The sequence below is a fragment of the Burkholderia sp. 22PA0099 genome (assembly GCF_047497165.1).
GTDB lineage: Bacteria > Pseudomonadota > Gammaproteobacteria > Burkholderiales > Burkholderiaceae > Burkholderia.
In genome coordinates this window covers 1,277,362-1,300,911 of record NZ_CP163164.1, presented here as the reverse complement: position 1 = coordinate 1,300,911, position 23,550 = coordinate 1,277,362, and the positions used below count along the sequence as shown (strand labels likewise).

The following is a 23,550-nucleotide window of genomic DNA, read 5'->3' as shown; positions in this document are numbered from 1 at the left end:
CCGACCGTTACGGCAAGGCCGGCATCGACGACGCCAGCAAGGCCCGCGTATAGGCGTGCGACGGCGCATGCAGCACGTCGAGCGCGTCGCCCGCCTCCACCACGCGCCCGCCCTGCATGACGATCACGCGGTGCGCCATGGCCCGCATCACGGCCAGGTCGTGCGTGATGAACAGGTAGCTCAGGCGGTATTTCTTCTGCAGATTCGTCAGCAGATTGAGCACCTGTTTCTGGATCGACACGTCGAGCGCGCTGGTCGGCTCGTCGAGCACCAGCAGCTCCGGCTCGACGGCCAGCGCGCGCGCGATGGCGATGCGCTGGCGCTGGCCGCCCGAGAACTCGTGCGGATAGCGCAGCATCGATTCGCCCGCCAGGCCCACCTCCTCCAGCAGCGCGGCGATTCGCGCGCGCCGCGCAGGCGGCGTCAGGTCGGGCCGATGCAGCGCCAGCCCCTCGCCGACGATCTGCTCGACCGTCATGCGCGGCGAGAGCGAACCGAACGGATCCTGGAACACCACCTGCATGCGCTTGTACAGCTCGCGCTTGCCACGCGCGCCGCGCACCTCGGCGAGCGGCAGCCCGTCGATCTCGATGGCGCCGGCCGCCGGGCGTTGCAGGCCCAGCACGGTGGCGGCGAGCGTCGATTTGCCGGAGCCGGATTCGCCCACGATGCCGATCGTCTCGCCGCGCCGCAGCGTCAACGCCACCTCGTGCACGGCGCGAAACGCGGTCTTGCCGACCAGCGGGCGCCAGCCCTTGGCGGCCACGCGGTAATCCACCGCCACCTGCCGCACGTCGAGGATCACCGGCGCGTCGGGCGCCACAGGTTCGACGGCGCGCATCGGCTCGCTGTCGAGCAGCCGCTGCGTGTACGGATGCTGCGGATGCGCGAACAGCTCGGCGGTGGCGTTGGTTTCCACCAGCACGCCCTTTTCCATCACGGCCACGCGCTGCGCGAAGCGCCGCACGAGGTTCAGGTCGTGGGTGATCAGCAGCACCGCCATGCCGCGCTCGGCCGCCTCCTGCTCCTGCAACGCAATCAGCAGATCGACGATCTGCTGACGCACCGTCACGTCGAGCGCCGTGGTGGGTTCGTCGGCCAGCAGCAGGCGCGGCCGGCACGCGAGCGCCATCGCGATCATCGCGCGCTGGCGCTGGCCGCCCGAAAGCTGGTGCGGGAAGCTGTCGATGCGGCGCTCCGGCTCTGGAATGCCGGTGCGGCGCAGCAGCTCGATGCCGCGCCGCCGCGCCGCGCCGGGCCGCAAGCCCTCGTGCAGACGCAGGCTTTCGGCGATCTGCTTGCCCACGGTGTAGAGCGGATTGAGCGCCGTCATCGGCTCCTGGAACACCATTGCGATGTCCGCGCCGCGAATCCCGCGCATCTGCTGCTCGGTCTTGCGCAGCAGATCCTCGCCGTCGAGCAGCATGCGGCCCGACAGATGCGCGTCGCGCACCAGCCGCAGCAGCGACAGCGCCGTCACGCTCTTGCCGGAGCCCGATTCGCCGACCAGCGCGACGCGCTCGCCGCGCTCGATCGCCAGCGTCAGGTTCTGCACGGCGGCGCGCCCGCCGAAGCTCGCGGAAAAATTCTCGATGCTCAACAACGGCCGTGCGTCGTGGTTCGCCATCACTTGCCTCCGCCGAATGCCGAGCCGCGCGCGCGCGTGTCGAGCGCGTTGCGCAGCGCATCGCCCATGAACGTCAGCAGCAGCAGCGTGACCACCAGCGCGGCGAACGCCGAGATCGAGATCCACCACGCGTCGAGGTTGTTCTTGCCCTCCTGCAACAGCTCGCCCAGGCTCGGCGTGGGCGGCGGCACGCCGAGGCCCAGGAAATCGAGGCTGGTCAGCGACAGGATGGCCGCGCTCATGCGGAACGGCAGGAACGTGATGACGGGCGTGAGGCTGTTGGGCAACACGTGCCGCCAGATGATCTGCAGGTTCGTCAGGCCGAGCGTGCGTGCGGCCTTCACGTAATCGAGCGCGCGGTTGCGCAGGAATTCGGCGCGCACGTAATCGGACAGCACGAGCCAGCCGAACATCGACAGCAGCACGAACAGCAGCCACAGCGACGGGTTGAAGATCGACGCGAAGATGATCAGCAGGTACAGGTCGGGCATCGAGCTCCAGATCTCGATCAGGCGCTGGCCGATCAGGTCGGTGCGCCCGCCGTAGAAGCCCTGCGCCGCTCCCACCGCCACCCCGATCGCCACGCCCGACAGCGTCAGCGCGAACGCCATCAGCACCGACAGCCGGAAGCCGTACAGCAACCGCGCGAGCACGTCGCGGCCGAACTGGTCGGTGCCGAGCCAGTTGCTGGCCGACGGCCGGGCCGGATACGGATTCTTCGCGAAGTAGTCGATCGTGTCGTAGCGGTAGCGGCTCGGCGGATAGACCGCGAAATTGCCGTGCGCTTCGAGGCGGTCGCGAATATACGGATCGAGATAATTGGTCTTGGCCGGGAAATCGCCGCCGAACAGCGTTTCGGGGTAATCCTTCATGATCGGGAAGTAGTAGTGCCCGTCGTAGCGGACCACCAGCGGCCGGTCGTTCGACAGCACGTCGGCGAACAGGCTGGTCACGAACAGCGTGGCGAAGATCACGAAGCTCCAGTAGCCGAGCCGCTGGCGGCGAAACCGCCGCCAGGTGCGCCGCCATGGCGACAGCGACGCTTGCAGGCCGGCCACCGGGTCAGTGGTCCAGGCGGGAGAATTGGATGCGCGGGTCGACGAGGACATAGCAGACGTCAGCGATGAGTTTGGTGATCAGACCGATCAGCGTGAACAGGAACAGCGAACCGAGCACGACCGGATAGTCGCGGCGGATCACCGAGTCGTAGGACAGTTGCCCCATGCCGTCGAGCGAGAACAGCGTCTCGATCAGCAGGTTGCCGTTCAGGAACGCGCCCACGAACGCGGCGGGCAGCCCCGTGACGAGCGGAATCGCGGCGTTGCGCAGCACGTGCTTCCAGAGCACGTCGCGCTCGGGCGCGCCCTTGGCGCGCGCGGTCAGCACGTATTGCCGGCCGATCTCCTCCAGGAACGTGTTCTTGGTCAGGATCGTGACGATCGCGAAGTTGCCGATCACGGCCGCCGTGACGGGCAGCACGATGTGCCACAGGTAATCGAGCAGCTTGCCCATCGCGCTCAGGTCGTCGAAGTTGTCGGACGTGATGCCGCGCATCGGGAACACCTGCCAGAACGTGCCGCCGCCGAACAGCATCAGCAGCAGCACGCCGAGCACGAAGCCCGGGATCGCATAGCCGCTCAGCACCATCACGCTCGTCACGGCGTCGAAGCGCGAGCCGTTGCGCACCGCCTTCGCGATGCCGAGCGGCACCGAGATCAGGTAGGTCAGCAGCACCGTCCACAGCCCCAGCGTGATCGACACCGGCAGCTTCGAGCGGATCACGTCCCACACGCTGCGGTGCGCGAAATACGACTGGCCGAGATCGAAGCGCGCGTAGTTCCGCAGCATCATGAAATAGCGCGTGAGCGGCGGCTTGTCGAAGCCGAACTGCTTCTTGATCTGCTCGATCTGCTGCGGATCGACGCCCTGGCTGCCGTGATAGCCGCCGGCCCCGCCGCCCTCGCCGCCGCGCGATGCGCCGTGGCGCAACTGCATCAGCACCTGTTCGACCGGGCCGCCCGGCACGAACTGGGTGACGGCGAACGTGATCGTCACCACCCCGATCAGCGTCGGGATCATCAGCAGCAAACGTCTCAGTATGTAGGCGAGCATTGCGTCACTCCTTGCCGCCGGCAGGCGGCCGCTTGCGGTACCAGTAATCGATGATCCAGTCCTCGTACACATAGGACTGCGGAATGGTTTTCGGGAAGCCGAGCGTGGTCTTGTAGCCGATCCGCGCGTTGGGTAGGTAGTACTGCGGCACCAGGACGTAGAGGTTGATCAGCACGCGGTCGAGCGCGCGGGTGGCGGTTTCGAGTTCGTCGAGCGTGTTGGCCGACTGCACGGCGCGAATCAGCGCATCGACCGCCTTCGACTTCACGCCCGGATAGTTCTCCGAACCGACCTGCGAGGCCGCCGCGCTGCCGAAGCGGCGCGTCAGTTCGGCCCCGGGGATCGTCACGGGCGGATAGATGAAGGTGGTCATGTCGTACTGGAAGTTGTCGAGCCGCTTCTGGAACAGCGCGCTGTCCAGCTCGTGCAGCCAGGCGTGGATGCCGAGCAGCGCCAGCGCCTGCGTGTACGGCAGGATCAGGCGGTCCATGCCGGGCTGGTCGTCCATGATCTCGATCGTCATCGGGTTGCCGGCGGCGTCACGCAGCGCGCCGTCGCGGTAATGCCAGCCGGCCTGCTCCAGCAGCGCGCGCGCTTCCTTGAGGTTGTCGCGCTGCGAGCTGGGCGGCAGCGTGCTCGGCTGGCGCACCATCGGGCCGAACACTTCGGGCGGCAACGTGCCGCGAAATGGTTCGAGCAGCGCCAGCTCCTTCTCGCTCGGCATGCCGGTGGCGCCGAACGGGCTGGCGTCCCAGAAGCTGTTGGTGCGCCGGTACTGGCCGTAGAACATCATCCGGTTCATCCAGTCGTAGTCGAACGCGAGCGCCAGCGCGTGACGCACGCGCACGTCGCGGAACATCGGGCTGCGCAGGTTCATGATGAAGCCCTGCATCTGCGGCGGGCCGTCGGGGAATTCGCCCTTCTTCAGCAAGCCGCTGTCGAAGTTCTTGCCGACGTAGCGGCGCGCCCATTGCGTCGAGCTGTATTCCATTCGCGCGTCGATGTCGCCGGCCTTGAACGCTTCCAGCATCGAATACTGATCGACGAACAGCTTGAAATCGATGCGGGCGAAACGGAACATGCCGCGCCGCGACGGCAGGTTCGCGGCCCAGTAATCGGCGTTGCGCGCGTAGACGATCGAGCGGTCGTTCCGGCGCGCGACGATCCGGTACGCGCCGCTCGCGATCGGCGGCACGTCGACGATCTGGTCGAACGGCGGACGCGTGCCGTCGGGGCGCATGCCCCACTTCGGCGAGAACACCGGCAGGTCGCCCGCGATCAGCGGCGCGGAACGCTCGGGGCGTTTGAAATCGAAACGCACGGTGTGGGCGTCGATCGCCACGGCGCGGCGGATCACCTCGAACTGCGCGTTGAACAGCGGCGAGGCCTGCGGGCTGGCCAGCGTGTCGTAGGAGTACTTGACGTCGGCGGCCGTGACCGGATCGCCGTTCGAGAAGCGCGCGGCCGGGTTCAGGTGGAAGGTCGCCGAGGCGTGGTCCGGCGCGATCTCCACGTCGTCGGCAATCAGCGGATATTCGGAGGCGAGTTCGTCCCAACTGCGCTGCATCAGCGTGTCGAACATCAGGTTCTGGATGTCGGGCGCGGGCGAGCCGCGCACCAGGAACGGATTCAGCGAATCGTAGCTCTGCGCCTCGTTGTAGTTGTTGAAGCTGAGCGTGCCGTCGGCCGGCGCGTTCGGATCCGCGTAATCGAAATGCGTGAAGTCGGGCGGGTATTTCGGCGCGTCGTACTGGGCGATCGCGGGCACCGCGAACGCCGCGCCCGGCACGGCGCACACGGCCGCCGAGGCGGCCCATGCGAAGGCGGCCGCGCGCGCGAGCCTACGCCACATGGCTGGTTTCATCGTCATCCTGCTGGGGCGCCGCGCCGCACGCCGCCGGCGCGCCCCGGTGAAGAGGTGGATCGAACACAAGCCCGGCGCGGCGCGAGCGGCTGGCCGCCGCTCGCCGCGCCGAGTCGCGTCAGAACTTGTACGTCGCGCCGATCTGCGCAAAACGACCGATATACGTGTAGATCGACTGATCGTAGCCGGTCTGGCTCAGCGTGCCGTTCGCGAAGATCGGGTCGTACGGCGGCGTGCGGTTGAAGATGTTGTCGATGCCGCCGTAGATCGTCCAGTTCTTGAAGCCCGTGTAGGTCACCATCAGGTTGAACTGGCTGTACGAGCCGACCTTGGCCGGCGCGGGCGCCGGCAGCAGGTTCTGCGCGTACGGGCCGGTGAACAGCCAGGTCAGCGCCGCATCCCAGCGATGGTAGGTCCAGTCCAGCGTGGTGTTGCCACGCCAGCGCGGGAAGCTGCCGCCGAACGGCTGGGTCAGCGTGAAGTTGTTGCCCGCGCCGTCCACCGGGGCCGCGCCCGGCTGGCCGATCTTGAAGTTCTTCACGTAGGCCCAGTCGCCCGACAGCGTGATGGTGCCGAGGCCCTTGAGCGGCACGGCCTGGCGGAACGTCGATTCGAAGCCGTTGGTGTCGAGGTAGCCGAGGTTCTGGTACGGCGTGATCTTGTACAGCAGCGCGCCGGTGCTCGGGTCGGTCACCGTGCTGGTGGGGTCGCCCTGCCCGATCACGTTGTCGACGCGGATCTTGTACCAGTCGAGGCTGAAATCGGTGTAGCGGCTCGGCGAGAGCTGGAAGCCGATGTTCAGGTTGCGCGTGCGCTCCGGCGCGATGTTCGGGTTGCCGACCGTGATCGAGGTGTAGTTCTGGCCGGTGGCCGAATCGACCTGGCTGCCGATGGTGCGCGATGAGCTGTCTTCCACGAAGGTCGGCGCGCGGAAGCCGCGGCTGTACGACGTGTACAGCGTGAGCTGCTGGGCCGGCTGGTAGCGCAGCGCGAAGCGCGGCGAGAACGCGCCGCCCACATCGGAGTAGTGATCGTAGCGGCCCGACTGGCTGAACGTCAGGTTCTTCAGGATCGGCACGTTGACCTGGTAATAGACGGCGGCCACGTTGCGCTGGCCGTTCACCGTCTGCAGGTTCGGCGACACCACCTGCCCGCTCAGGAATTCCGAGCCGGGCGACAGGAATTCGCTCTGGTGCGTGAACTGCGCGCCGAGGCCGAGGCCCACATCGCCGGTAGGCAGATGGAACAGCGTGGGCGTGGACAGCGTGGCGTCGATCGTGTCGAGCTTCGAGATGCCGAACGTGCTGGCATCCTGATACAGCCCGTTCAGGCCGTTCGGCGTGGCCGACGGGTTGGCGAAGTTCAGCGTGCCGTTCTGGTAGATATTGTTCAGCGCGTTGACGTTGAGTTCGTTCGAGAACGAGTTCGACACCGTGCTCTGCGAATGGCTCAGCGAGGTCGCCCAATCCCATTCGCCGCCCACCGGCAGCCCCACCGAGCCCTTGATGCCGGTGGCCGCGCGCCAGAACGTGGAGTTGGTTTTCTCGGCGAGCGCGTTCGGGAACGTGTAGGTCAGCGCGGACGGCACGCCCGTGGTGTTGTACGGGTTGCTGACCGGCACCACGGTGTTGAACGGCGAAAGCTGCTGCGTCGCCGGGTTCCAGACCAGCGCCGGGCCTTGCGGGTTGCCCACCGGCCGCACGCCCTGGTTCGAGGTGGACGAGATGCTGCTGATCATGAAATCGCCGAACGCGGTGGTCTTGTCGTCCACCTTGAAATCGCCGTGCAGCTTGGCGTTCAGGCGCTCGGTCATCGGCAGGATCGACATGCTCTGCGCGGTGTTGACGCCGCACACGGTGCCGCCCAGGCCGTTGGTGGCCGCCAGCGAGTTGGTGCCGGCCGGGCGCACGCTGCCGCCGGGGCAACCGGCCAGCGCCTGTGCGTTGCCGCCGGGCAGGTTCCAGTACGACGGCGAGAGCACGGATAGCCCGCCGGGCAGGCCGGTGAAATCCTGGCTGCGGGTCGAATCGCGGTCGGCCAGCGTGAAGCCGTTCGACTTGTAATAGCTGGCCGCGGCGGTGATGTTGAAGCGGTCGGCGTTCAGGTCGCCGAAGCCGCCGAGCACGCCGAACTTGGCGGTGCCGTCGCCGTTGCCGCTGTTGAACGCCGAGCCGAGGCTGCCGTCGAGTTGCAGGCCTCGAAAATCGTGCTTGGTGATGATGTTGACCACGCCGCCGATCGCGTCCGAACCGTATTGCGACACCGCGCCGGTCTTGACGATCTCGATCCGCTCGATCGCGTTGAGCGGGATGGTGTTCAGGTCGAAGAACGAATCGTCGGCGTTCGAGAAGAACGCGAACGGCGCGACGCGCTGGCCGTCCACCAGCACCAGCGTGTATTTCTCGGGCAGGCCGCGCAGCGCGATGCCGGCCGCGCCGGCCGCGAAGCTGCTGCTCTGCCCTTCGCTCCAGCTATTGGCCGAGTTGGCGGCGGTGTTGCGCAGGAAGTCGGCCACGGTCGTGGCGCCGCTGCTGGTGATGTCCTTCTGGGAGATCGTCTGCACCTGGTTGAAGCCGACCTTGTCCGAGCTGCGGATCAGCGAGCCGGTCACTTCGAAGCGCTTGATCTGCGCCACCTTCGGCTTGGTTGCCGCCGCGCCCGACGCGCCGGTCGGCGCCGCCGCCGCTTCCGGCGCGGCATCGGCCTGCGCGACCGTCACGGCCGGCCCGGCCGCCAATGCATCGGCCACCGCCACCGGCCCGGCGGCCGGCTGGCTCTGCGCGAACGCCGGTACCGCCAGCGTCGCCGCGAATGCGATTTCCGCCCAGACGATCTGCCTGACCGCCAACGCCAATACGCTCTGTTTCATCTTGCCCCTCTCGCTGAACAAATAGACCCCACCCGTTGCGCGCCGGAATCTCGTGAAATCCGTTGACCGCTCATGCGGCATCGCGTTTCGGTTCCGTGAACAAACCCTGTATTGCCGATTCACTGCCCGTTGCCAGACTGCTTTTTTTCACTGCTCGTCAACGCGTGGTTCGCACCGCATTCCGAAACCCGCATTTTTATTAGTCCTGCGAACTATCTTTCATGAGCGACAGCACGTTTTCCCGCGTTCTCCGCCGAGCCCTTCAAAACAGGCGTGGCGTCCCCACCCAGACGACCCAGGCCTCCTCGGCCGACGCATTGCGCCAGGCACAGGCCACCGTCGCCTCGTAATGCACCGAATCGCCCGGCTTCAGCGTGAAGCTGCGGCCGTCGAGCGTCAGCGCAATCTCGCCGCGCATCACATACACGAACTGCTCGCCGGTGGGCGACGCCGTGGCGGTACGCGCCTGATGGGCCGGCATCTTCACCAGCACCGCGTCGAGCTGCCTGCCGTCCGCCTGGCCCGTCAGCCGTGCGAACGAGGTCGTCGAATCGGCGAAGCTGAAGAACTGCAGCGACTCGGCGCGGCGCACCGATTTCGCCTCGCTCGGCGCCTCCACGAAGTACTGCATCGTCACGCCCAGCGCCCGCGCGATGCCGGCCAGCGATTGCAGCGACGGCGTCGCGCGCCCGCGCTCCACCTGCGACAGAAACGGCTTCGACAGCCCCGCCATCGCCGCCACCTCGCTGAGCGTCAGGCTCAACCGCTGCCGCAGCACGCGGATCCGGCCGCCGATCGCCGCCGACGCGGACATCGTTTCCTCACTGAACGGAGCCATGGTCGGCCGCCGTTCATTTCGCGGCGACGAGGCCCCACAGCCCCGCCAGTTCTGCCGTTCCGTCATGCCCGCCGTGGCTCAGCGCGCGGAATGCCTGCTGCGCGCGAGCCTTGTCGCCGGCGACGTAATACGCCTCGCCGAGCCGCAGTTGCGCGAGATCGGGATGCGCGAGGCCGCCCTTGGCGATCGCCTGGCGGATCTGCGCGAGGCCGTCGGCCGGCTTGCCCGCGAACACGAGGTTCAGCCCGGCATCGACCGGATCGACAGGGTTGGCCGGATCGGGCGGCGCCAGCAATCGCTTGGCGGCCAGCGCCTGCAGCCGCTTCTCGCGATCGGCCTGCGCATCGTGACCGAGCGCGCCCGACACAAAGCCCTGATCGATCACCTGCTTGCCCTCGGCCGTGGAGCCGGCCACGATCGCGAGCTGCGTCATCTCCATGTAGTCGCCCGCGCTGCTCAGGCTCCCGGTGGCGCGGCGCAGGCGGTAGATGTCGAGATCGAGCGAGGACAGATAGCCGGGCCGGGAGCGAATCGCATCGAACAATTGGCTCTGATACGCCGGGTTCGGGTAGCGCACGGCCAACGATTCGAGCGCGCTCAAATAGGTCGCGCCGTCGTTGGCGCGCTGCGCACAGGTGGCCAGCATCTGCAGCGACGCCTCGTCGGTCGCCCGGCCCGCACGCGCGTCGGCCTCCACGACCGGCTTCAGCGTGGCGATCACCGGCGTGCAATCGTTCGACAGGTAGTAGGACTGCAACAGCAGCGTGCGCATCTCGGGATCCGCTCCGCCCGCCTTCTGGTAGCGCTGCGCGGTGCGGATCGCCTGCGGATAGCGCTTCGACTGGAAATACAGCCCGGCCAGCGCGGCGGCCGTGCGCTGCTCGTCGGCCGCCCCCGCATGGTCCGACGCCAGCACCGCCTCGTAGGCCTGCTCGGCCGTGGCGGCGTCGCCGGCCGCCATCGCCGCCGCGCCGCGCATCTCGTCGACGGTCAGCGCCTCGTATGGCGTCTTGTTCGGCACGGCCTGCGCCAGCGCGATCTTGCCGAGCGCATCGCGATACTTGTGTGCGCGGTACAGATCCTGCGCGGCCGACAGCGGCCGGGCCACGTCGGGCCGCAGCGTGTCGGCAGCGTGCGACGCGCCCGGTGCGCAGGCGACAAGCATCCCCAGCGCGGCCGCCTGCGCGGCGCGCTTCATCCGTTGATCGATCATCGCGGTGTCCGGTTCGTTACTGCATGTACTGTTCGTTGCCGATCAGGCCGATCTTGGTCGCACCCACGCGTTGCGCGGCCGCCAGCACGCCGGCCACGTCGCGATACGGCACCAGCTTGTTCGGACGCAGGTGGATTTCCGGCTGCACCGGCTCGGCCGCTGCGGCCGAGAGCTTCTGTTCGAGCGCCGCCCGGTTCGGCACCGGCGCGCCGTTCCAGGTGGTGGTGCCGTCGAAGTCGATATCGATCTGCACGATCTCGGGCGGCTTGGGCGGCGGCGGCGGGGTGCCCACCGGCAGGTCCATCTTCACCGAGTGCATCTGGATCGGAATCGTGATGATCAGCATGATCAGCAGCACCAGCATCACGTCGATCAGCGGCGTGGTGTTGATGTCGACCATCACCTCCGGCTCACCGCCGCCACGCGAGGACACGTTCATTCCCATCGTCTGCTCCTAGCCCCCGCGCGCGGGCGGCTCCGTTATGAAGGACACCTTGGCGATGCCGGCCCGTTCGCAATCGGTGATCAGGCGGCCGATGAATTCGTAGCGCGTGTCCTGATCGCCGCGCACGTGCACGTCGGGCTGCGGGTTCATCTGCGAGATATCCTTCAGCTTCGCGAGCAGCGTCGGGCCGTCGATCAGCTTCTCGCCCCAGAAATACTGCCCTTCGCGATTGACGGCGATCTCGATGCTCTTCGGCGTGGTCTGCAACGGCTGCACGGTTTCCTTCGGCAATTGCAGCGGGATCGTGTGCGTGACGACCGGAATCGTGATCAGGAAGATGATCAGCAGCACCAGCATCACGTCGACCAGCGGCGTGGTGTTGATGGCCGAGATCACCTCGTCGTTGTCGTCCTGCCCGACGCTCATGGCCATGATTCGCCTCCTTAGCGGCCGAGCGAGGCCGCAGGCGCACGCACCGCGCGGCGACCGCCGCCGGCCAGCACCACGGTGTGCAGTTGCGCGCCGAAGTTGCGCACGCGCTCCATCACCGTCTTGTTGCGTCGAACCAGGAAGTTGTAGCCGAGCACCGCCGGCACCGCCACGGCCAGGCCGATCGCGGTCATGATCAGCGCCTCGCCCACCGGGCCGGCCACCTTGTCGATCGAGGCCTGACCCGCGATGCCGATCGCCGTCAGCGCGTGATAGATGCCCCACACGGTGCCGAACAGGCCGACGAACGGCGCGGTGGAGCCGACCGTGCCAAGGAACGCCAGGCCGTCCTGCAGGCGGTTCGACACGTTGGTGATACCGCGCTCGACGGAGGCGTCGATCCACGTATTGCGATCGACGGCTTCGAGCAGCACTTCCTGATGATGCTCGCCGGCCTCGATGGCGGTTTCGGTCAGGAAGCGGAACGGCGAGGCTTCGTCGAGCAGCTTGACGCCGTCGGCCAGCGTCGGCGCGCTCCAGAGCTGCGCGTCGGCGTGCGTGGCGCGGCGGTTGGCGCGCAATTGTTCGAGGAACTTGGTGACCATGATGTACCAGCTCCCCATCGACATGATCACGAGCAGCACCAGCACGAAACGCGCGACGAAATCGCCTCCCTTCCACAACGCGCCGAGGCCGTACGGATTGCTGACCGCCTCGGTGGCGGCCGGCTCGGGCGGCGGCGCATCGGCGGGCGCGGCTTGTGCCGGCGCGGCCTGCACGGCGGCGCTGGCCGACGCCGCGGCCGCATCGCTCGACTGCGCATACGCCGCCTGCGGCGCGAACAGCACGGCCGGCGTGACCAGCCCGGTGGCGGAAATCATCATGCTTGCCGCAAGCGCGGCGATCGAACGCTTTGCCATACCCACTCCTGTTTTTTCGGTGTACTGACGAATACGCGACGGTCTTCGCCATCCGGCGCCGACCTCGCGGCCAGCGCCCGTTTCGGATTGATGGACTCAGTTCAGATTGAACGAGAACGGAACCTGCACGCGCACCGGCTGACCCTGGCCGACGCACTTGAACTGCCTGACCGCGTCGAACGCGGCGCGATCGAGATCGGAATCGGCGGACTGCGCCACACGCTCGTTGGCGATCTTGCCGTCGGCGGTGACGGTGAATTCGATCAGCACCTCGCCCGTGATGTTGTTTTCCTGCGCGGCCTGCGGGTAGCGGATCGAGCCGCGGATCTGATCCGAATTCGGGCAGACCACGCCGACCTCATGGCTGACGGGCTTCGGCGCGGGCACCGGCGGGGCCACCACCGGCGGCGCGGCGACCGGCGCGGACACTACGGGCGCGGCCTGGTGAACGATCGGCGCGGGCGTCGGCGGCGCCTGCACGGGCACCTCGGGCGGCGGCACGAACGGCGGTGGCGGTGGCGCGAATTTGGGCGGCGGCAGCTTGACGGTCGGCATCGGCGGAGGCGGCGGTGGCTTGACCGGCTCGATGATGCGGGTTTCGATAGGATGCTGGATAACCTGCACGACCTTGGTGGCCAGGCCGTTGAGCAGGGCGTAGATCAGCACGACGTGCAGCAGCAGCACGATGGCGATGCCCGCGTAGCGGCGCACCGGTTGCTTGCGCGCGGCGTCGTATTGGCGGGGACGGCCGAGCTGCGCCAACCCGCGATTCGACGCGGCGAGGCCCTCATCAATTTTCATTGTCAAATCAATCCCCCGGACGGGATGCGCCCGGCAACATGACCGCGCCTGGATCGGGCGCGGCCGGCGTCTCGTAACCGGCGCGACGGCACACGGCGCCCATATCGTTCGGATTCCGAATCGATAGCGCCGGACCTTTCCGCCCGGATGATAAAACTGCCAGACCTGCGTTGTCGTTTCGCCCGCCGCGCATCGGAATCGACACCCTGACGGCATCGCGCTCCTTCACTTCACGACGACCCGCACGGCGGTGATCGACCGTCCGACGGTTCGCCGCCGGTTTGCGGCGTGACTTGGGAGCAGAAGATAGCGCATAAAAAAAACGGTCGTCAAACTTTATTTGATGACTACACACTAAATTTGGAGGGTTTATTCGAATCACTGCCAAACATCCTTGAAAACCATGCTCAGCAAGGGTTTACGCGGTTTTCATTAATGCTTTTGTAAACCGATTTGTTAATCTATTTTAGATAAATGCTTATGCACGATTTACGTGCATTGCACCAAATTAAGCAAACCTGCACCATTGCAATTCACGCGCATCGGAAAAACAAAATGGCGATTTCCACAAGCGCCCGGCGGCCGAATGCGAGCTTGGCGTATCGAAAATCGATCGCCGTGAACGGGCTGCGACGGCGCTCGTGAAGCCCGCTTTTCGCCCTTGATCGACGAGTTCATTTTTCCCAAATATTTCGCATTCCGAATATTCAATACTGCGAATTCATCGGCGTATCGCGAGATCGAAAAACTGCCCTCGCGACGCCGTGAAACCCACCGGTGTCCGTCCGCCCATGCCGCCATTTCCCACCGTCATCCCGCCGCCCCGGCCCGATGGCATAATCGTCCGGCCCTCACTCCGTCGCTGCGTGCCGCGCGCCGGCACCTCCCCACGATGACCGATTCGATCACGCTTCCCGCTCCCGACAACCCGCTGCGCGTGCTCGTCGTCGACGACATCGCCGCGAGCCGCACGGAAACCGCCTCGCAAGTGCGCGCGGCCGGCCACCGCGTGATCGAGGCCGACAGCGGCGCGACCGCGCTGCGCATCGTCGAGGGCACCGACGTGGATCTCGTGCTGCTCGACCTGCTGATGCCCGACATGGATGGCTTCGAGGCCACGCGCCGCCTGCGCGCGCTGCACGAGCGCGCCTGGCTGCCGATCGTCGTGATGTCGTCGCTGAGCGGCGCCGAACATTTCGTGCGCGCGGTGGAAGAAGGCGCCGACGATTACCTCGTGAAGCCGGTGGACGGCGCGCTGCTCGCCGCCAAGATCCGCAACATCGGCCACGTGCTCGAGCTGCAATCGCGCGTGTCGCACCTCGCCGCGCACAACCGCGAACTGTTCGATCACGTGGGCGACGCGGTGCTGACCATCGAGGACGGCGTGCGCATCTGCGACGCGAACGAGGCCGGCTATGCGCTGCTCGGCCTGGCCGCGTTGCCCGATGACGGCGTGCCGCTCGATTCGCTGCTGCCCGCCGAGCTGGCCGAACGGCTGCGCACCGATACGCCGCCGGCTTCGTGCCAGGCCCACGTGCGCGGCCCCGCGGGCGACGCGTTCCCGGCCGACATCCGCATCAGCCGCTGGCGCAACAGCACGCGCCCGCGCGTCTCGCTGGTGATCCGCGATCTGACCGAACAGCGCCGGCTCGACCGCCTCAAGGACGATTTCCTCAGCACCGTCAGCCACGAGCTGCGCACGCCGCTCACCTCGGTGAAGGGCGCCATCGATCTGCTCGCGGGCGGTGCGGCAGGCGCCTTGCCCGCGCCCGCGCAGAAGCTGGTGGATATCGCGCGCCGCAACGGCGAACGGCTCGGCCGCCTGATCGACGACGTGCTCGACGTCGCCAAGCTCGAAGCCGACCGCATGGCGCTGCAACGCCGCGCCTGCGCGCTCGATACGCTGCTCGACGAGGCGCTGGCCGCCAACCTCGACTACGCGCGCCGCGCGGGCGTGGTGCTCACGCGCGTCGGCAAGCCGTTCGGCTGCGAGGTGTGGGTCGATCCCGACCGCTTCCTGCAGGTAATGGCGAACCTGCTGTCGAACGCGATCAAGAATTCGCCGGTCGGCGGCGCCGTGGAAATCCGCGGCCACGCCGACGGCGCGCGCGCCCGGATCGCGGTGCGCGATCACGGCGGCGGCATCCCCGAAGCGTTCCGCGCGCGCATCTTCGAGAAATTCTCGCAGGCCGACGAGCGCGACCGCCGCGTCGGCACCGGCACCGGGCTCGGGCTGCATATCACGCAGGTGCTGGTCGAGCGCATGCACGGCCGGGTCGGGCTGGTATCCACGCCGGGCCACGGCGCCGAATTCCACGTGGACCTGCCGCTCGGCGACGCCTCGGCCACGCTGCCGCCGGCACGCCCGGTGGCGTTCGTGATCGACGCCGATGCGCTCGCCCGCGCCCGCACGGCCGCCGCGCTCGCGCCCCGATTCGACACGATCGAGGCCGCCGCGCCCGACGCGCTGGGTGACGCCGCCGTGATCGCGCCGGCGCTGCTGGTCGCCGATCCCGCGCCGGACAGCACCGAAGCGGCGCACCTCGCGCGCCGCCTGCGAGAAATCGCCGGCCCCGCGCCGATCCTGCTCTACACTGACGACGTTCCGGCCGCCGCTTCGGCACTCGCGGCCGACCGGTTGCCCAAACGCGGCACCGACGACGATGCGCTGCTGCGTGCCGCGCGGCGCATCGCCCACCCCGACGGAGGTTCCCATCGATGAGCGCGACGCTCCACAAGGTGCTCTGCGCGGAGGACGACCCGGATATCCGGGCGATCCTCGAATTCAGCCTCGGCGCGGTTGGCGGCTATGAAGTCCGGCTGTGCCCGGACGGCGCCGACGCACTGGCCGAGGCCGACGCATTCCAGCCCGACCTGATCCTGCTCGACGTGATGATGCCGACGCTGAGCGGCCCCGACACCATGCGCGCGCTGCGCGAAAGGCCGGCGTTGCGCGACACGCCGATCGTGCTGATGTCGGCGCGCGCGCTGCCCGACGAAATCGAGGCGCTGCTCGAACACGGCGCCACCGGCGTGATCGTCAAGCCGTTCGATCCGATGACGCTGCCCGAACATCTGAAGATCTACTGGGATTACGCCCGTGATAAACGCGCCGGACACGCCTCCTGAATTCGAGCGCCAGCTCGCGTTGCTGCGCGCGCGCTTCACCTCCGGGCTCGGCGCACGCCGCGACGAACTGACGGCCGCCTGGCACGAATGGAACGCCCTGGCGGGCACACCCGATGCCGACCGGCCGCGCGCGGTGCTCGCGATCGCGCTGCACCGCCTGGCCGGCGCGGCGCTGTCCTACGGCTTCGAGGCGATCGGCCAGGCTGCGCGCGCGCTGGAAGGGCGCATCACCGCCGACGGCGCGCAGCCGGACAGTCAGAGCGCGCCGTTTGCGGCGCTCGTGGCCGGTATCGACGAGGCGTACGCCGGCGCATCGCGCACCGCCCCCGACACGCCGCCCACGGCCCAATAGCGTCCCCGTGCCGCCGCCCGCCGGGCCGCGGCCAGCCCCAAGAGGATCATCGAGATGGAATTGCAGACCACCCACGCGCCGTCCGGCCCGCTGCTCGTACGCTCGGCCGACCCGCATCTCGACGCCGGCAACGTTCAGGCGTTCAAGGATGCGATCGCACCGCTGCTCGCCCAGGAAGCGCGCATCGTGTTCGACATGTCGTCCCTGAGCTTCGTCGACAGTTCCGGCCTCGGCGCGCTGATCGCGTGCCTGCGCGAGACGCATCGGCGCGGCGGCGATTTCAAGCTGTGCGCGATGACCAAGCCGGTCAACGCGCTGTTCGAGCTGATGCGGATGCATCGCGTGTTCAGCGTGCACGCGAGTGCCGACGACGCGCTCGCCGCGTTCGCGTGAACCCGGGCCGCCCGGCGCACTGATGCCGAAGCGGTCCGTCACGATCGCGCCACACTTTCCGTCCCCACCCATGCTGCAATGCACGCCCGACGGCCCAGCCAGCCCCGGCCGGGCAGCCCACCGATGCGCGCGGAACGCGCAAGGAACGACACGATGGCCCGCTGGCCCGACCTGCGCACTCTGACGAAACGGCTGCCGCGCCGCCCGCCGGCCCGCGCCTCGGCCCATGCTTCGGCCGCACTGCTGTGCGCCGCGCTCGCGAGCGCCGGCAGCGACGCCGTCGCCGGCAGCGTGCTCGATCGCATCCACGCCACGCGCACGCTGCGCGTGTGCCTCTCGCAAAGCGACGCCGGCATCAACTACCGCGACCCGCGCACCGGCCAGCCACGCGGGCTCGACGTCGATCTGGCGGCCGCGTTCGCCACCGATCTCGGCACCCAGCTCGTGATGATCGACACCCGTTTCGACACCTTCGCCGACGACCTGCTGGCCGAGCGCTGCGACATCGCCATGCTGGCGATCGCCGCCACGGCATCGCGCCATGCCACGCTGCGCTTCAGCAAGCCCTACCTGGAAGGCGGCATCGTCGGGGTCGCATCGCGCGGCAGCGAGGTGGTGCGCAGCTGGGCCGATATCGACCGGCCCGGCGTGCGGGTGGGCGTGCAGCGCGGCTCGCAGGTCGAACCGCGCCTGCGCGAGACGCTCGGGCACGCGACCATCGTGGTGCTCGACCCGCAACGCAACCGCGAGGACGAGCTGCAATCGGGCCGCATCGACGTGCTGATCGGCGGGCTTCCGTATGCGCACCGGCTGCTGGAGAATGCCGAGTGGGCGCGGCTCGTCGCGCCGCCGCAGCCGTTCGATCCGATGCCGTACGCGTATGCGGTGCGCCCCGGCGACGATGCCTGGCTGCACACCGTCGACGCCTTCATCACGCGCATCCAGCACGACGGCCGGCTCGCCGCCGCGGCGCGCCGCCATCACCTGACCGAGGTCATGCTGCTCCAGTGAAACGAATCGAAGCGATCATCCGGCATCACACCGCGCACCTTCCGGCCTGGCTCACCAGCCGCTCGGTGCTGATCGGCGGCACGCTGGCCGGCGCGCTGCTGATCGGCGCGGCCGGCGCGTTCGCCTGGTGGGAGCATCGCGGCGCGATCAACGACGAACGCAACGCCGCCGTGATGCTGGCGCGCGCGCTCGACGACGAAAGCGGGCGCGCGATCGGTACCGCCAATTCGATCGTGCGATCGATCGACAGCATGCTCCAATCGCCCGACCGGGCGGGCGCCGGGCTGGCCGACGCGCTGCTCGCGCGCACCATCACCGGCACGCCGGCGATCCGCAGCGTCTCGCTGGTCGACAGCGAGGGCGAGGTGATCGCCAGCTCGTACGAGCCGAACGTGGGCATCCGCATCGATCAATCGCGGCTGCCGGGGCCGCGCGTGCCGAACGCCGACGGCAATCTCACGATCGGCCGGCCGCTCGCGGGCCGCGACCTGGCCGATTCGCTGCTGGTGCGCGGCGCGCGGCCCGCGCCGCCCAATGGGCTGCCGCTGCGCTTCATCCCGCTCGCGCGCACCAGCGTGACGCCGAGCGGCGACGTGGTCCGCATCGTCGTCTCGCTGAACCCCGATTACCTGAAGAGCACGTTCCAGATGCTGCTGGCCGACGCGCCGCGTTCGGCCGCGCTGGTCATGCTCGACGGCACGCCGGTGATATCCACCGGGGCGCCGCTCGACAAGGACGACAACCTGGCCGGCTCGCCGCTGTTCCGCACGCGGCTGCCGCATGCCGAAGCCGGCGCGTTCTCCGCGCTCGACCTCGACGGCGTGAGCAGCATCGGCGCCTATCGAACCGCGCGGCGCTGGCCGCTCGTCACCATCGTCGCCACCCCGGCCGATCGGGCGCTGGCCGGCTGGCGCGCGCTCGCGTGCTGGGTGGCGTTCGGCGCCGGCGCGGTGCTGGTGCTGTGGGGCGTGGTGTGCACGGCGGCCGCGCGCAGCCTGCGCCAGAACGCGCTGACCATCGCCGCGCTCGGCCAGTTGATGCGCGAGATCGCGAGCAGCGAGGCGCGCAACACGGCGGTGCTGACCAGCGCGATGGACGGCATGGTCACGCTCGACGCGCTCGGCCACGTGGTCGAGTTCAACCGCGAGGCCGAACGCATCTTCGGCTACCGCGCCGAAAACCTGATCGGCCAGCCCGGCGAGGCGCTGCTGCCCGACGAGATCCACGAACTGATGCGCGAACGCGCCGCCGGCGAGGACGATCGCTCGAACGCGCCGCGCAGCCGGCTCGAACTGAACGCGCGGCGCGCCAACGGCCGCGTGTTTCCGGCCGAGATCTCGGTCGCGCCGGTGGACGTGGACGGCGAGCTGTTCTACTTCTGCACGGTGCGCGACCTGTCGGAAGCCAAGCGCGTCGCGCAGGAGCGCGCCCAGTTGCTGGCCAAGTACCGCGATTCGTCGTCCGACCTGCGCGGCCTGAAGAACGCGCTCGACGAGCACGCGATCGTCAGCATCGTCGCACCCGACGGCACATTCCTCTACGCGAACTCGATGCTGGCGTCGGTCAGCGGCTATCCGAGCGACGAGCTGATCGGCCAGTCGTTCCGCCTGCTGCGCCCCGACGACGCCGCCGAACAGGCCGTGGACCGCCTGCCCGAACTGATCCGCGAAGGCGCGCCGTGGAGCGGCCAGCTCGTGCACCGCCGCCGCGACGGCTCGCTGTTCTGGACCGCCTCCACGCTGGTGCCGATCATGAACACGTCGCAGAACACCAAGCACGCGTTCCTGATCCAGACCGACATCAGCCAGCAGGTGGCCGGCGAACACGCGCTGCAGGCCGCGCAGCGCGCCGAACTGGAACTCGGCGCGGGCATCCAGCGCGGCCTGCTGATCGGCGACCTGCCGCCGGCCGTGCACGGCTGCCTGATCGCCAGCTTCAACGTGGCCTCGCGCGGCATCAACGGCGATTTCTTCGATTGGTTCGAATTCGACGAAGGCTGCTTCGACCTGCTGGTCGGCGACGCGATGGGCAAGGGCGTGCCGGCCGCGCTGCTCGGCGCGGCGCTGAAGATGCAGTTCTCGCGCTCGATCGCCGAGCTGATCGCGCACGGCGTGCCCGGCGCACCGCGGCCGTCGCCCGCGCGCATCGTGGCGCACGCGCAGCACGCCATGCACGCGCGGCTGCAGGCGCTCGACAGCTTCGTCACGCTTTGCTACCTGCGCATCGACCGCGCGCGCGGCACCGCCACCTGGGTGGGCTGCGGGCACGAGGAAACCATGGTGTTTCGCGGCAAGGCGCCGCCCGAATTCCTGCGCAATCAGCATCCGCCGCTCGGCGTGATCGAGGAGGACGAGGTGTTCGAGGATACGGTGCGGCTCGGCGCGGGCGACACCGTGGTGCTCTATTCGGACGGCCTGACCGACGCGGTCGATCGTGCCGGCGAGCGATTCGGCCTGAATCGTTTGTCGTCCACGCTGCGCGGGCTGCTGCCGAGCCACCGCCGTCCCGGCACGATCGTGCGCGGCATGCGCGCGGCGGTCGAGGCCTTCACGCACAGCGCGCGGATTCCCGACGACATGACGATGCTCGTGCTGCAACTGCCGGACGGCGAGGCGGGCGCGCGCCGCGCGCGACTCGACCTGCCGCGCACGCTGTCGCAGTTGCAGTTGCTGCGCGGCTTCGTCATGACGCACGCGGCGGCCGGCATCGGCGAGGACGCCGCCGCCGCGCTCGCGCTGGCCGCCGTCGAACTGGCCAGCAACGTGATGCGCCACGATTCGCAGCCGGGCGACGGGCCGATCGAGGTGGTCTGCACGGCCAATCACGGCGTCGCCACGCTCGAATTCGTCTACGACGGCCGGCCGTTCACGCCGCCGGCCGAGCTGGCGCCCGACTTCTCGGGCGAATCGGAAGGCGGCTTCGGGCTGTTCATCATTCGGGAAAGCTGCGACGAGGTCAGCCACGCGCACCTCAACGGCATCAATCGCGTGCTGCTGACCAAGCGGCACCCTACGGTGTCGATCTGACACCACTGCCGTGGCGGCCGCCCAGGCCGCCACGGCAGGAGCCGTTTTCTCCTCAAATCCCTCGAACGTCAGGCATCCGGCCCTTTATAGGTACCTACGTTTGCAGTTTCGTCACGATTCCTCGGCCGATTCGCGTTGAAATACGCCCATCCACGCAGCAGAGGCTACGCGATGATCGCAATTTCTTTGGACGCGCAACAACGTTGCAGCCGCCAGTCGGGCTGCAGGCAGGACGACGTTCGCCTGCAGCCGGGACGGATGCGTCATCTGCCGCAATCGGCCCGCGAATGGCGCCGGCTGCGCGCGAACGCCGCGCCGCTGCGCCGTCAGCCCGCGCCGTGCTGGGTCGGCAGCGCATTCCGCGCGCCGATGGAGGAAGAATTTTGAACGCGCCGCGCATCGCCGTGGTGGTGACGGGGCGCGATCGCGGCGGCGCGCTGTCGCGCTGCCTGCGCAGCGTGCACGGCGCCGATTGGCATGATCTGCCGGTCGAGGTGATCTACGCGACCGATGCGCCGCTCGGCCGGGACGCCGCGCTGGCCGCCCTGAAAGGCGCCCGCGTGGTGCGAGCCGAATCGCTGTCGGCCCACCATCCGGTCACGCGCGGCGCGATGCGCAACGCCGGCTGGCGCGCGACCAAAGCCGACACGGTGCTGTTTCTCGCCGCCGATACGCTGCTCGACCGTCAATTTCCGCGCAAGGCGCTCGCCCAACTCGAACGGCACGGCTACGCCGCCGTGCGCGGCCAATGCCGCGAAGCGCTGCCGCATCAGTCCGGCTACGCGGCCGTGGTCGACCTGGACGGTCTGATGCCGGCCGGCGACGCGCTCGATTGCGCCGGCGATGCGCTGTACCGCCGCGAAGCACTCGATGAAGCCGGCGGCTTCGACCCCTATTACATCGACGGCGAAGCGGCCGACCTGTGCCACCGCCTCAACGCGCAACGCTGGCAGATCGCCGAACTGGACCTGCCGATGGCGCGCCACGACGACGCGCTGGCGCGCTTTGGCGACTACTGGCGCCGCGCGGTGCGGATCGGCGAATCCTATGCGGCCGCCGATGCGCGCGCCGAAGGCCGCGCCGCGTTTCCGCATGGCCATGCGCCGCAACGCAACCTGGCCTGGAGCGCCGCGCTCGGCGTGGCGCTGCTGACCTTTTCCGTGCTGCTCGCCGTGCTGCCGCAGATCGCGTGGAGCATCGCCGCGCTGTTCGCCGCCGCGCTGCTGCACACCACGCTGAACGCCCGCTCGAATGCCGGCGATTGGCGTCTTGCCACGCTCTATGCGCTGCATGCGCATCTGCAACAACTGCCGATTCTCTATGGCCAACTCGCCTATCGCAGCCGTTACGCCGCCGCACGTGCGCGACGCGCGGCTCGCCACCAGCCTGGCGAAGCGCAATGACGAGGCCGGCCGCGCGCCAGCGCCGGAATCCACCGTGATCCGGCTCTATGGCACCCGGCAGGCCGCGCCGTCCGACACCCGCCCGTCCCCGCACAAGCACGTGCTGGCCCGACGGGCGTTGTCGATCCTGATCGTCGCGCACAACGCCGCCGATCGGATCGACACGCAACTCGAGATGCTGGCGGTGGCCGCGCGCTATCGCGACTGGCAGGTAATCGTGATCGACAACGCCTCGACCGACGGCACCGCCGAGCGCATCGAGGCGCGCTTCGACTGGGTGCGGCTGATCCGCTCGCCGGTCAATCTCGGCTATGCGGCCGCCTGCAACCTGGCCGCGCAGGAAGCGCTCGGCGCGCTGCTGCTGTTCCTGCATCCCGGCGCTCACGCGCAGCCCGCGATGATCGCGCGCGCCGCCGCGCGCATGCTCGTCAATCCGCAGGTGGGCATCGCGGGCGGGCGGCTGGTCGATCGGCAGGGCTACGACGTGCCGACCTCGCACCGGTTCCCGACCACCCTCGGCGACGCGTTCGCGTGGCGCGGGCCGGCCGCGCATGGCGAGCAGTCGCGCCATCCGGCGCTCGATCCCGACCTGCTGCCGCGTCCGCCGGCGCGGCGCGTCGATTGGGTGTCCGACGCGTTCGCGATCGTGCGGCACGACGTGTTCCGCTATCTCGACGGCTTCGATACGCGCTTCTTCATGTATTGCGAGGACATCGATTTCTGCCGGCGCGTGGGCGAGGCCGGTTTCGAGGTGATGGTGTGGCCGGACGTGCGGGCGCGGTTCGTGGCGCGCACCCATGCCGATGCCTGGTTCGAACCGCAGGCGGCGGCCCAGCGCGAACGCTGGCGGCTGCGCAGCCGCCTGCTCTATCTCGGCAAGCATCGCGGCACGACCAGCGCGTGGCTCGCGAACCGCGTCGAATCGGCGTGGCTCACGCTGGCGGGATGGGGGTATCGCTGCGGCGGCGGGTTGTCGTCGAGCGGGCAGGGGCATCGCCATGCGCTGGCGCGACGCGCGCAGGTGGAAGACGCCTGGCGCGCCACCGACGGCGGCCGAAACGCGCCGCCCGGCCCGTGGCAATGACGCCCGCCGGTACGACGATCGAAACAATCGCAGG

20 protein-coding genes are annotated in these 23,550 nt (G+C 68.7%); 9 read left to right on the top strand and 11 right to left on the bottom strand.

The window, feature by feature from the left end; all coding sequences use genetic code 11:
* Positions 1-7: 7 nt before the first annotated feature.
* The 11 genes from AB4851_RS05665 to AB4851_RS05615 form a co-directional block, all read right to left on the bottom strand.
* Positions 8-1,627 (bottom strand): ABC transporter ATP-binding protein, encoded by a 1,620-nt coding sequence (locus AB4851_RS05665; RefSeq protein ID WP_414448800.1) that lies wholly within the window; start codon positions 1,625-1,627, stop codon positions 8-10.
* Positions 1,627-2,736: an ABC transporter permease gene (locus AB4851_RS05660; protein ID WP_414448799.1), complete on the bottom strand. Its 1,110-nt coding sequence runs from the start codon at positions 2,734-2,736 to the stop codon at positions 1,627-1,629. The genes AB4851_RS05665 and AB4851_RS05660 overlap by 1 nt, the downstream gene beginning before the upstream one ends.
* Complete coding sequence (locus tag AB4851_RS05655; RefSeq protein ID WP_414448798.1) at positions 2,690-3,739, bottom strand: microcin C ABC transporter permease YejB; 1,050 nt, start codon at positions 3,737-3,739, stop codon at positions 2,690-2,692. Before AB4851_RS05655 ends, AB4851_RS05660 begins: the two co-directional genes overlap by 47 nt.
* A 4-nt stretch (positions 3,740-3,743) precedes the next feature.
* Positions 3,744-5,591: an extracellular solute-binding protein gene (locus AB4851_RS05650; RefSeq protein WP_414448797.1), complete on the bottom strand. Its 1,848-nt coding sequence runs from the start codon at positions 5,589-5,591 to the stop codon at positions 3,744-3,746.
* A gap of 130 nt (positions 5,592-5,721) precedes the next feature.
* Entirely contained in the window at positions 5,722-8,472 is a 2,751-nt protein-coding gene (locus AB4851_RS05645) for a TonB-dependent receptor (RefSeq protein WP_414448796.1), read from the bottom strand.
* 262 nt (positions 8,473-8,734) lie between these two features.
* Complete coding sequence (locus tag AB4851_RS05640; protein WP_414448795.1) at positions 8,735-9,310, bottom strand: helix-turn-helix domain-containing protein; 576 nt, start codon at positions 9,308-9,310, stop codon at positions 8,735-8,737.
* 13 nt (positions 9,311-9,323) lie between these two features.
* Positions 9,324-10,523 (bottom strand): tetratricopeptide repeat protein, encoded by a 1,200-nt coding sequence (locus AB4851_RS05635; RefSeq protein WP_414448794.1) that lies wholly within the window; start codon positions 10,521-10,523, stop codon positions 9,324-9,326.
* A 16-nt stretch (positions 10,524-10,539) separates the two neighbouring features.
* Positions 10,540-10,968 carry an ExbD/TolR family protein gene (locus AB4851_RS05630; RefSeq protein WP_414448793.1) on the bottom strand — a complete coding sequence of 143 codons (429 nt, stop codon included), beginning with the start codon at positions 10,966-10,968 and terminating at the stop codon, positions 10,540-10,542.
* Between the two features lie 9 nt (positions 10,969-10,977).
* Positions 10,978-11,400, bottom strand: coding sequence for an ExbD/TolR family protein (locus tag AB4851_RS05625; protein WP_414448792.1), 423 nt, complete (start codon positions 11,398-11,400; stop codon positions 10,978-10,980).
* Between the two features lie 11 nt (positions 11,401-11,411).
* Positions 11,412-12,317, bottom strand: a complete 906-nt coding sequence (locus tag AB4851_RS05620; RefSeq protein WP_414448791.1) for a MotA/TolQ/ExbB proton channel family protein — start codon at positions 12,315-12,317, stop codon at positions 11,412-11,414.
* Between the two features lie 96 nt (positions 12,318-12,413).
* Positions 12,414-13,118: an energy transducer TonB gene (locus tag AB4851_RS05615; protein ID WP_414448790.1), complete on the bottom strand. Its 705-nt coding sequence runs from the start codon at positions 13,116-13,118 to the stop codon at positions 12,414-12,416.
* An 892-nt stretch (positions 13,119-14,010) separates the two neighbouring features.
* Between AB4851_RS05615 and AB4851_RS05610 the strand changes: the two genes are divergently transcribed.
* The 9 genes from AB4851_RS05610 to AB4851_RS05570 all read left to right on the top strand — a co-directional run bounded on the left by AB4851_RS05610 (position 14,011) and on the right by AB4851_RS05570 (position 23,516).
* A complete protein-coding gene (locus AB4851_RS05610; RefSeq protein ID WP_414448789.1) occupies positions 14,011-15,840 on the top strand; it encodes an ATP-binding protein in 1,830 nt (609 codons plus the stop codon).
* Positions 15,837-16,247, top strand: coding sequence for a response regulator (locus tag AB4851_RS05605; protein ID WP_414448788.1), 411 nt, complete (start codon positions 15,837-15,839; stop codon positions 16,245-16,247). Before AB4851_RS05610 ends, AB4851_RS05605 begins: the two co-directional genes overlap by 4 nt.
* The gene (locus AB4851_RS05600) at positions 16,219-16,599 is read left to right on the top strand and encodes an Hpt domain-containing protein (protein WP_414448787.1); all 381 of its coding nucleotides are present in this window, start codon (positions 16,219-16,221) and stop codon (positions 16,597-16,599) included. The genes AB4851_RS05605 and AB4851_RS05600 overlap by 29 nt, the downstream gene beginning before the upstream one ends.
* A 54-nt stretch (positions 16,600-16,653) precedes the next feature.
* Positions 16,654-16,992, top strand: coding sequence for an STAS domain-containing protein (locus AB4851_RS05595; RefSeq protein WP_414448786.1), 339 nt, complete (start codon positions 16,654-16,656; stop codon positions 16,990-16,992).
* 153 nt (positions 16,993-17,145) lie between these two features.
* Positions 17,146-18,003, top strand: coding sequence for an ABC transporter substrate-binding protein (locus AB4851_RS05590; protein ID WP_414448785.1), 858 nt, complete (start codon positions 17,146-17,148; stop codon positions 18,001-18,003).
* Positions 18,000-21,029, top strand: coding sequence for a SpoIIE family protein phosphatase (locus tag AB4851_RS05585; protein ID WP_414448784.1), 3,030 nt, complete (start codon positions 18,000-18,002; stop codon positions 21,027-21,029). Before AB4851_RS05590 ends, AB4851_RS05585 begins: the two co-directional genes overlap by 4 nt.
* A 135-nt stretch (positions 21,030-21,164) precedes the next feature.
* Complete coding sequence (locus AB4851_RS05580) at positions 21,165-21,416, top strand: hypothetical protein (protein ID WP_414448783.1); 252 nt, start codon at positions 21,165-21,167, stop codon at positions 21,414-21,416.
* Positions 21,413-22,432 (top strand): glycosyltransferase, encoded by a 1,020-nt coding sequence (locus AB4851_RS05575; RefSeq protein ID WP_414448782.1) that lies wholly within the window; start codon positions 21,413-21,415, stop codon positions 22,430-22,432. The genes AB4851_RS05580 and AB4851_RS05575 overlap by 4 nt, the downstream gene beginning before the upstream one ends.
* Positions 22,350-23,516, top strand: coding sequence for a glycosyltransferase family 2 protein (locus AB4851_RS05570; protein ID WP_414448781.1), 1,167 nt, complete (start codon positions 22,350-22,352; stop codon positions 23,514-23,516). The genes AB4851_RS05575 and AB4851_RS05570 overlap by 83 nt, the downstream gene beginning before the upstream one ends.
* The last annotated feature ends 34 nt before the right edge of the window (positions 23,517-23,550 follow it).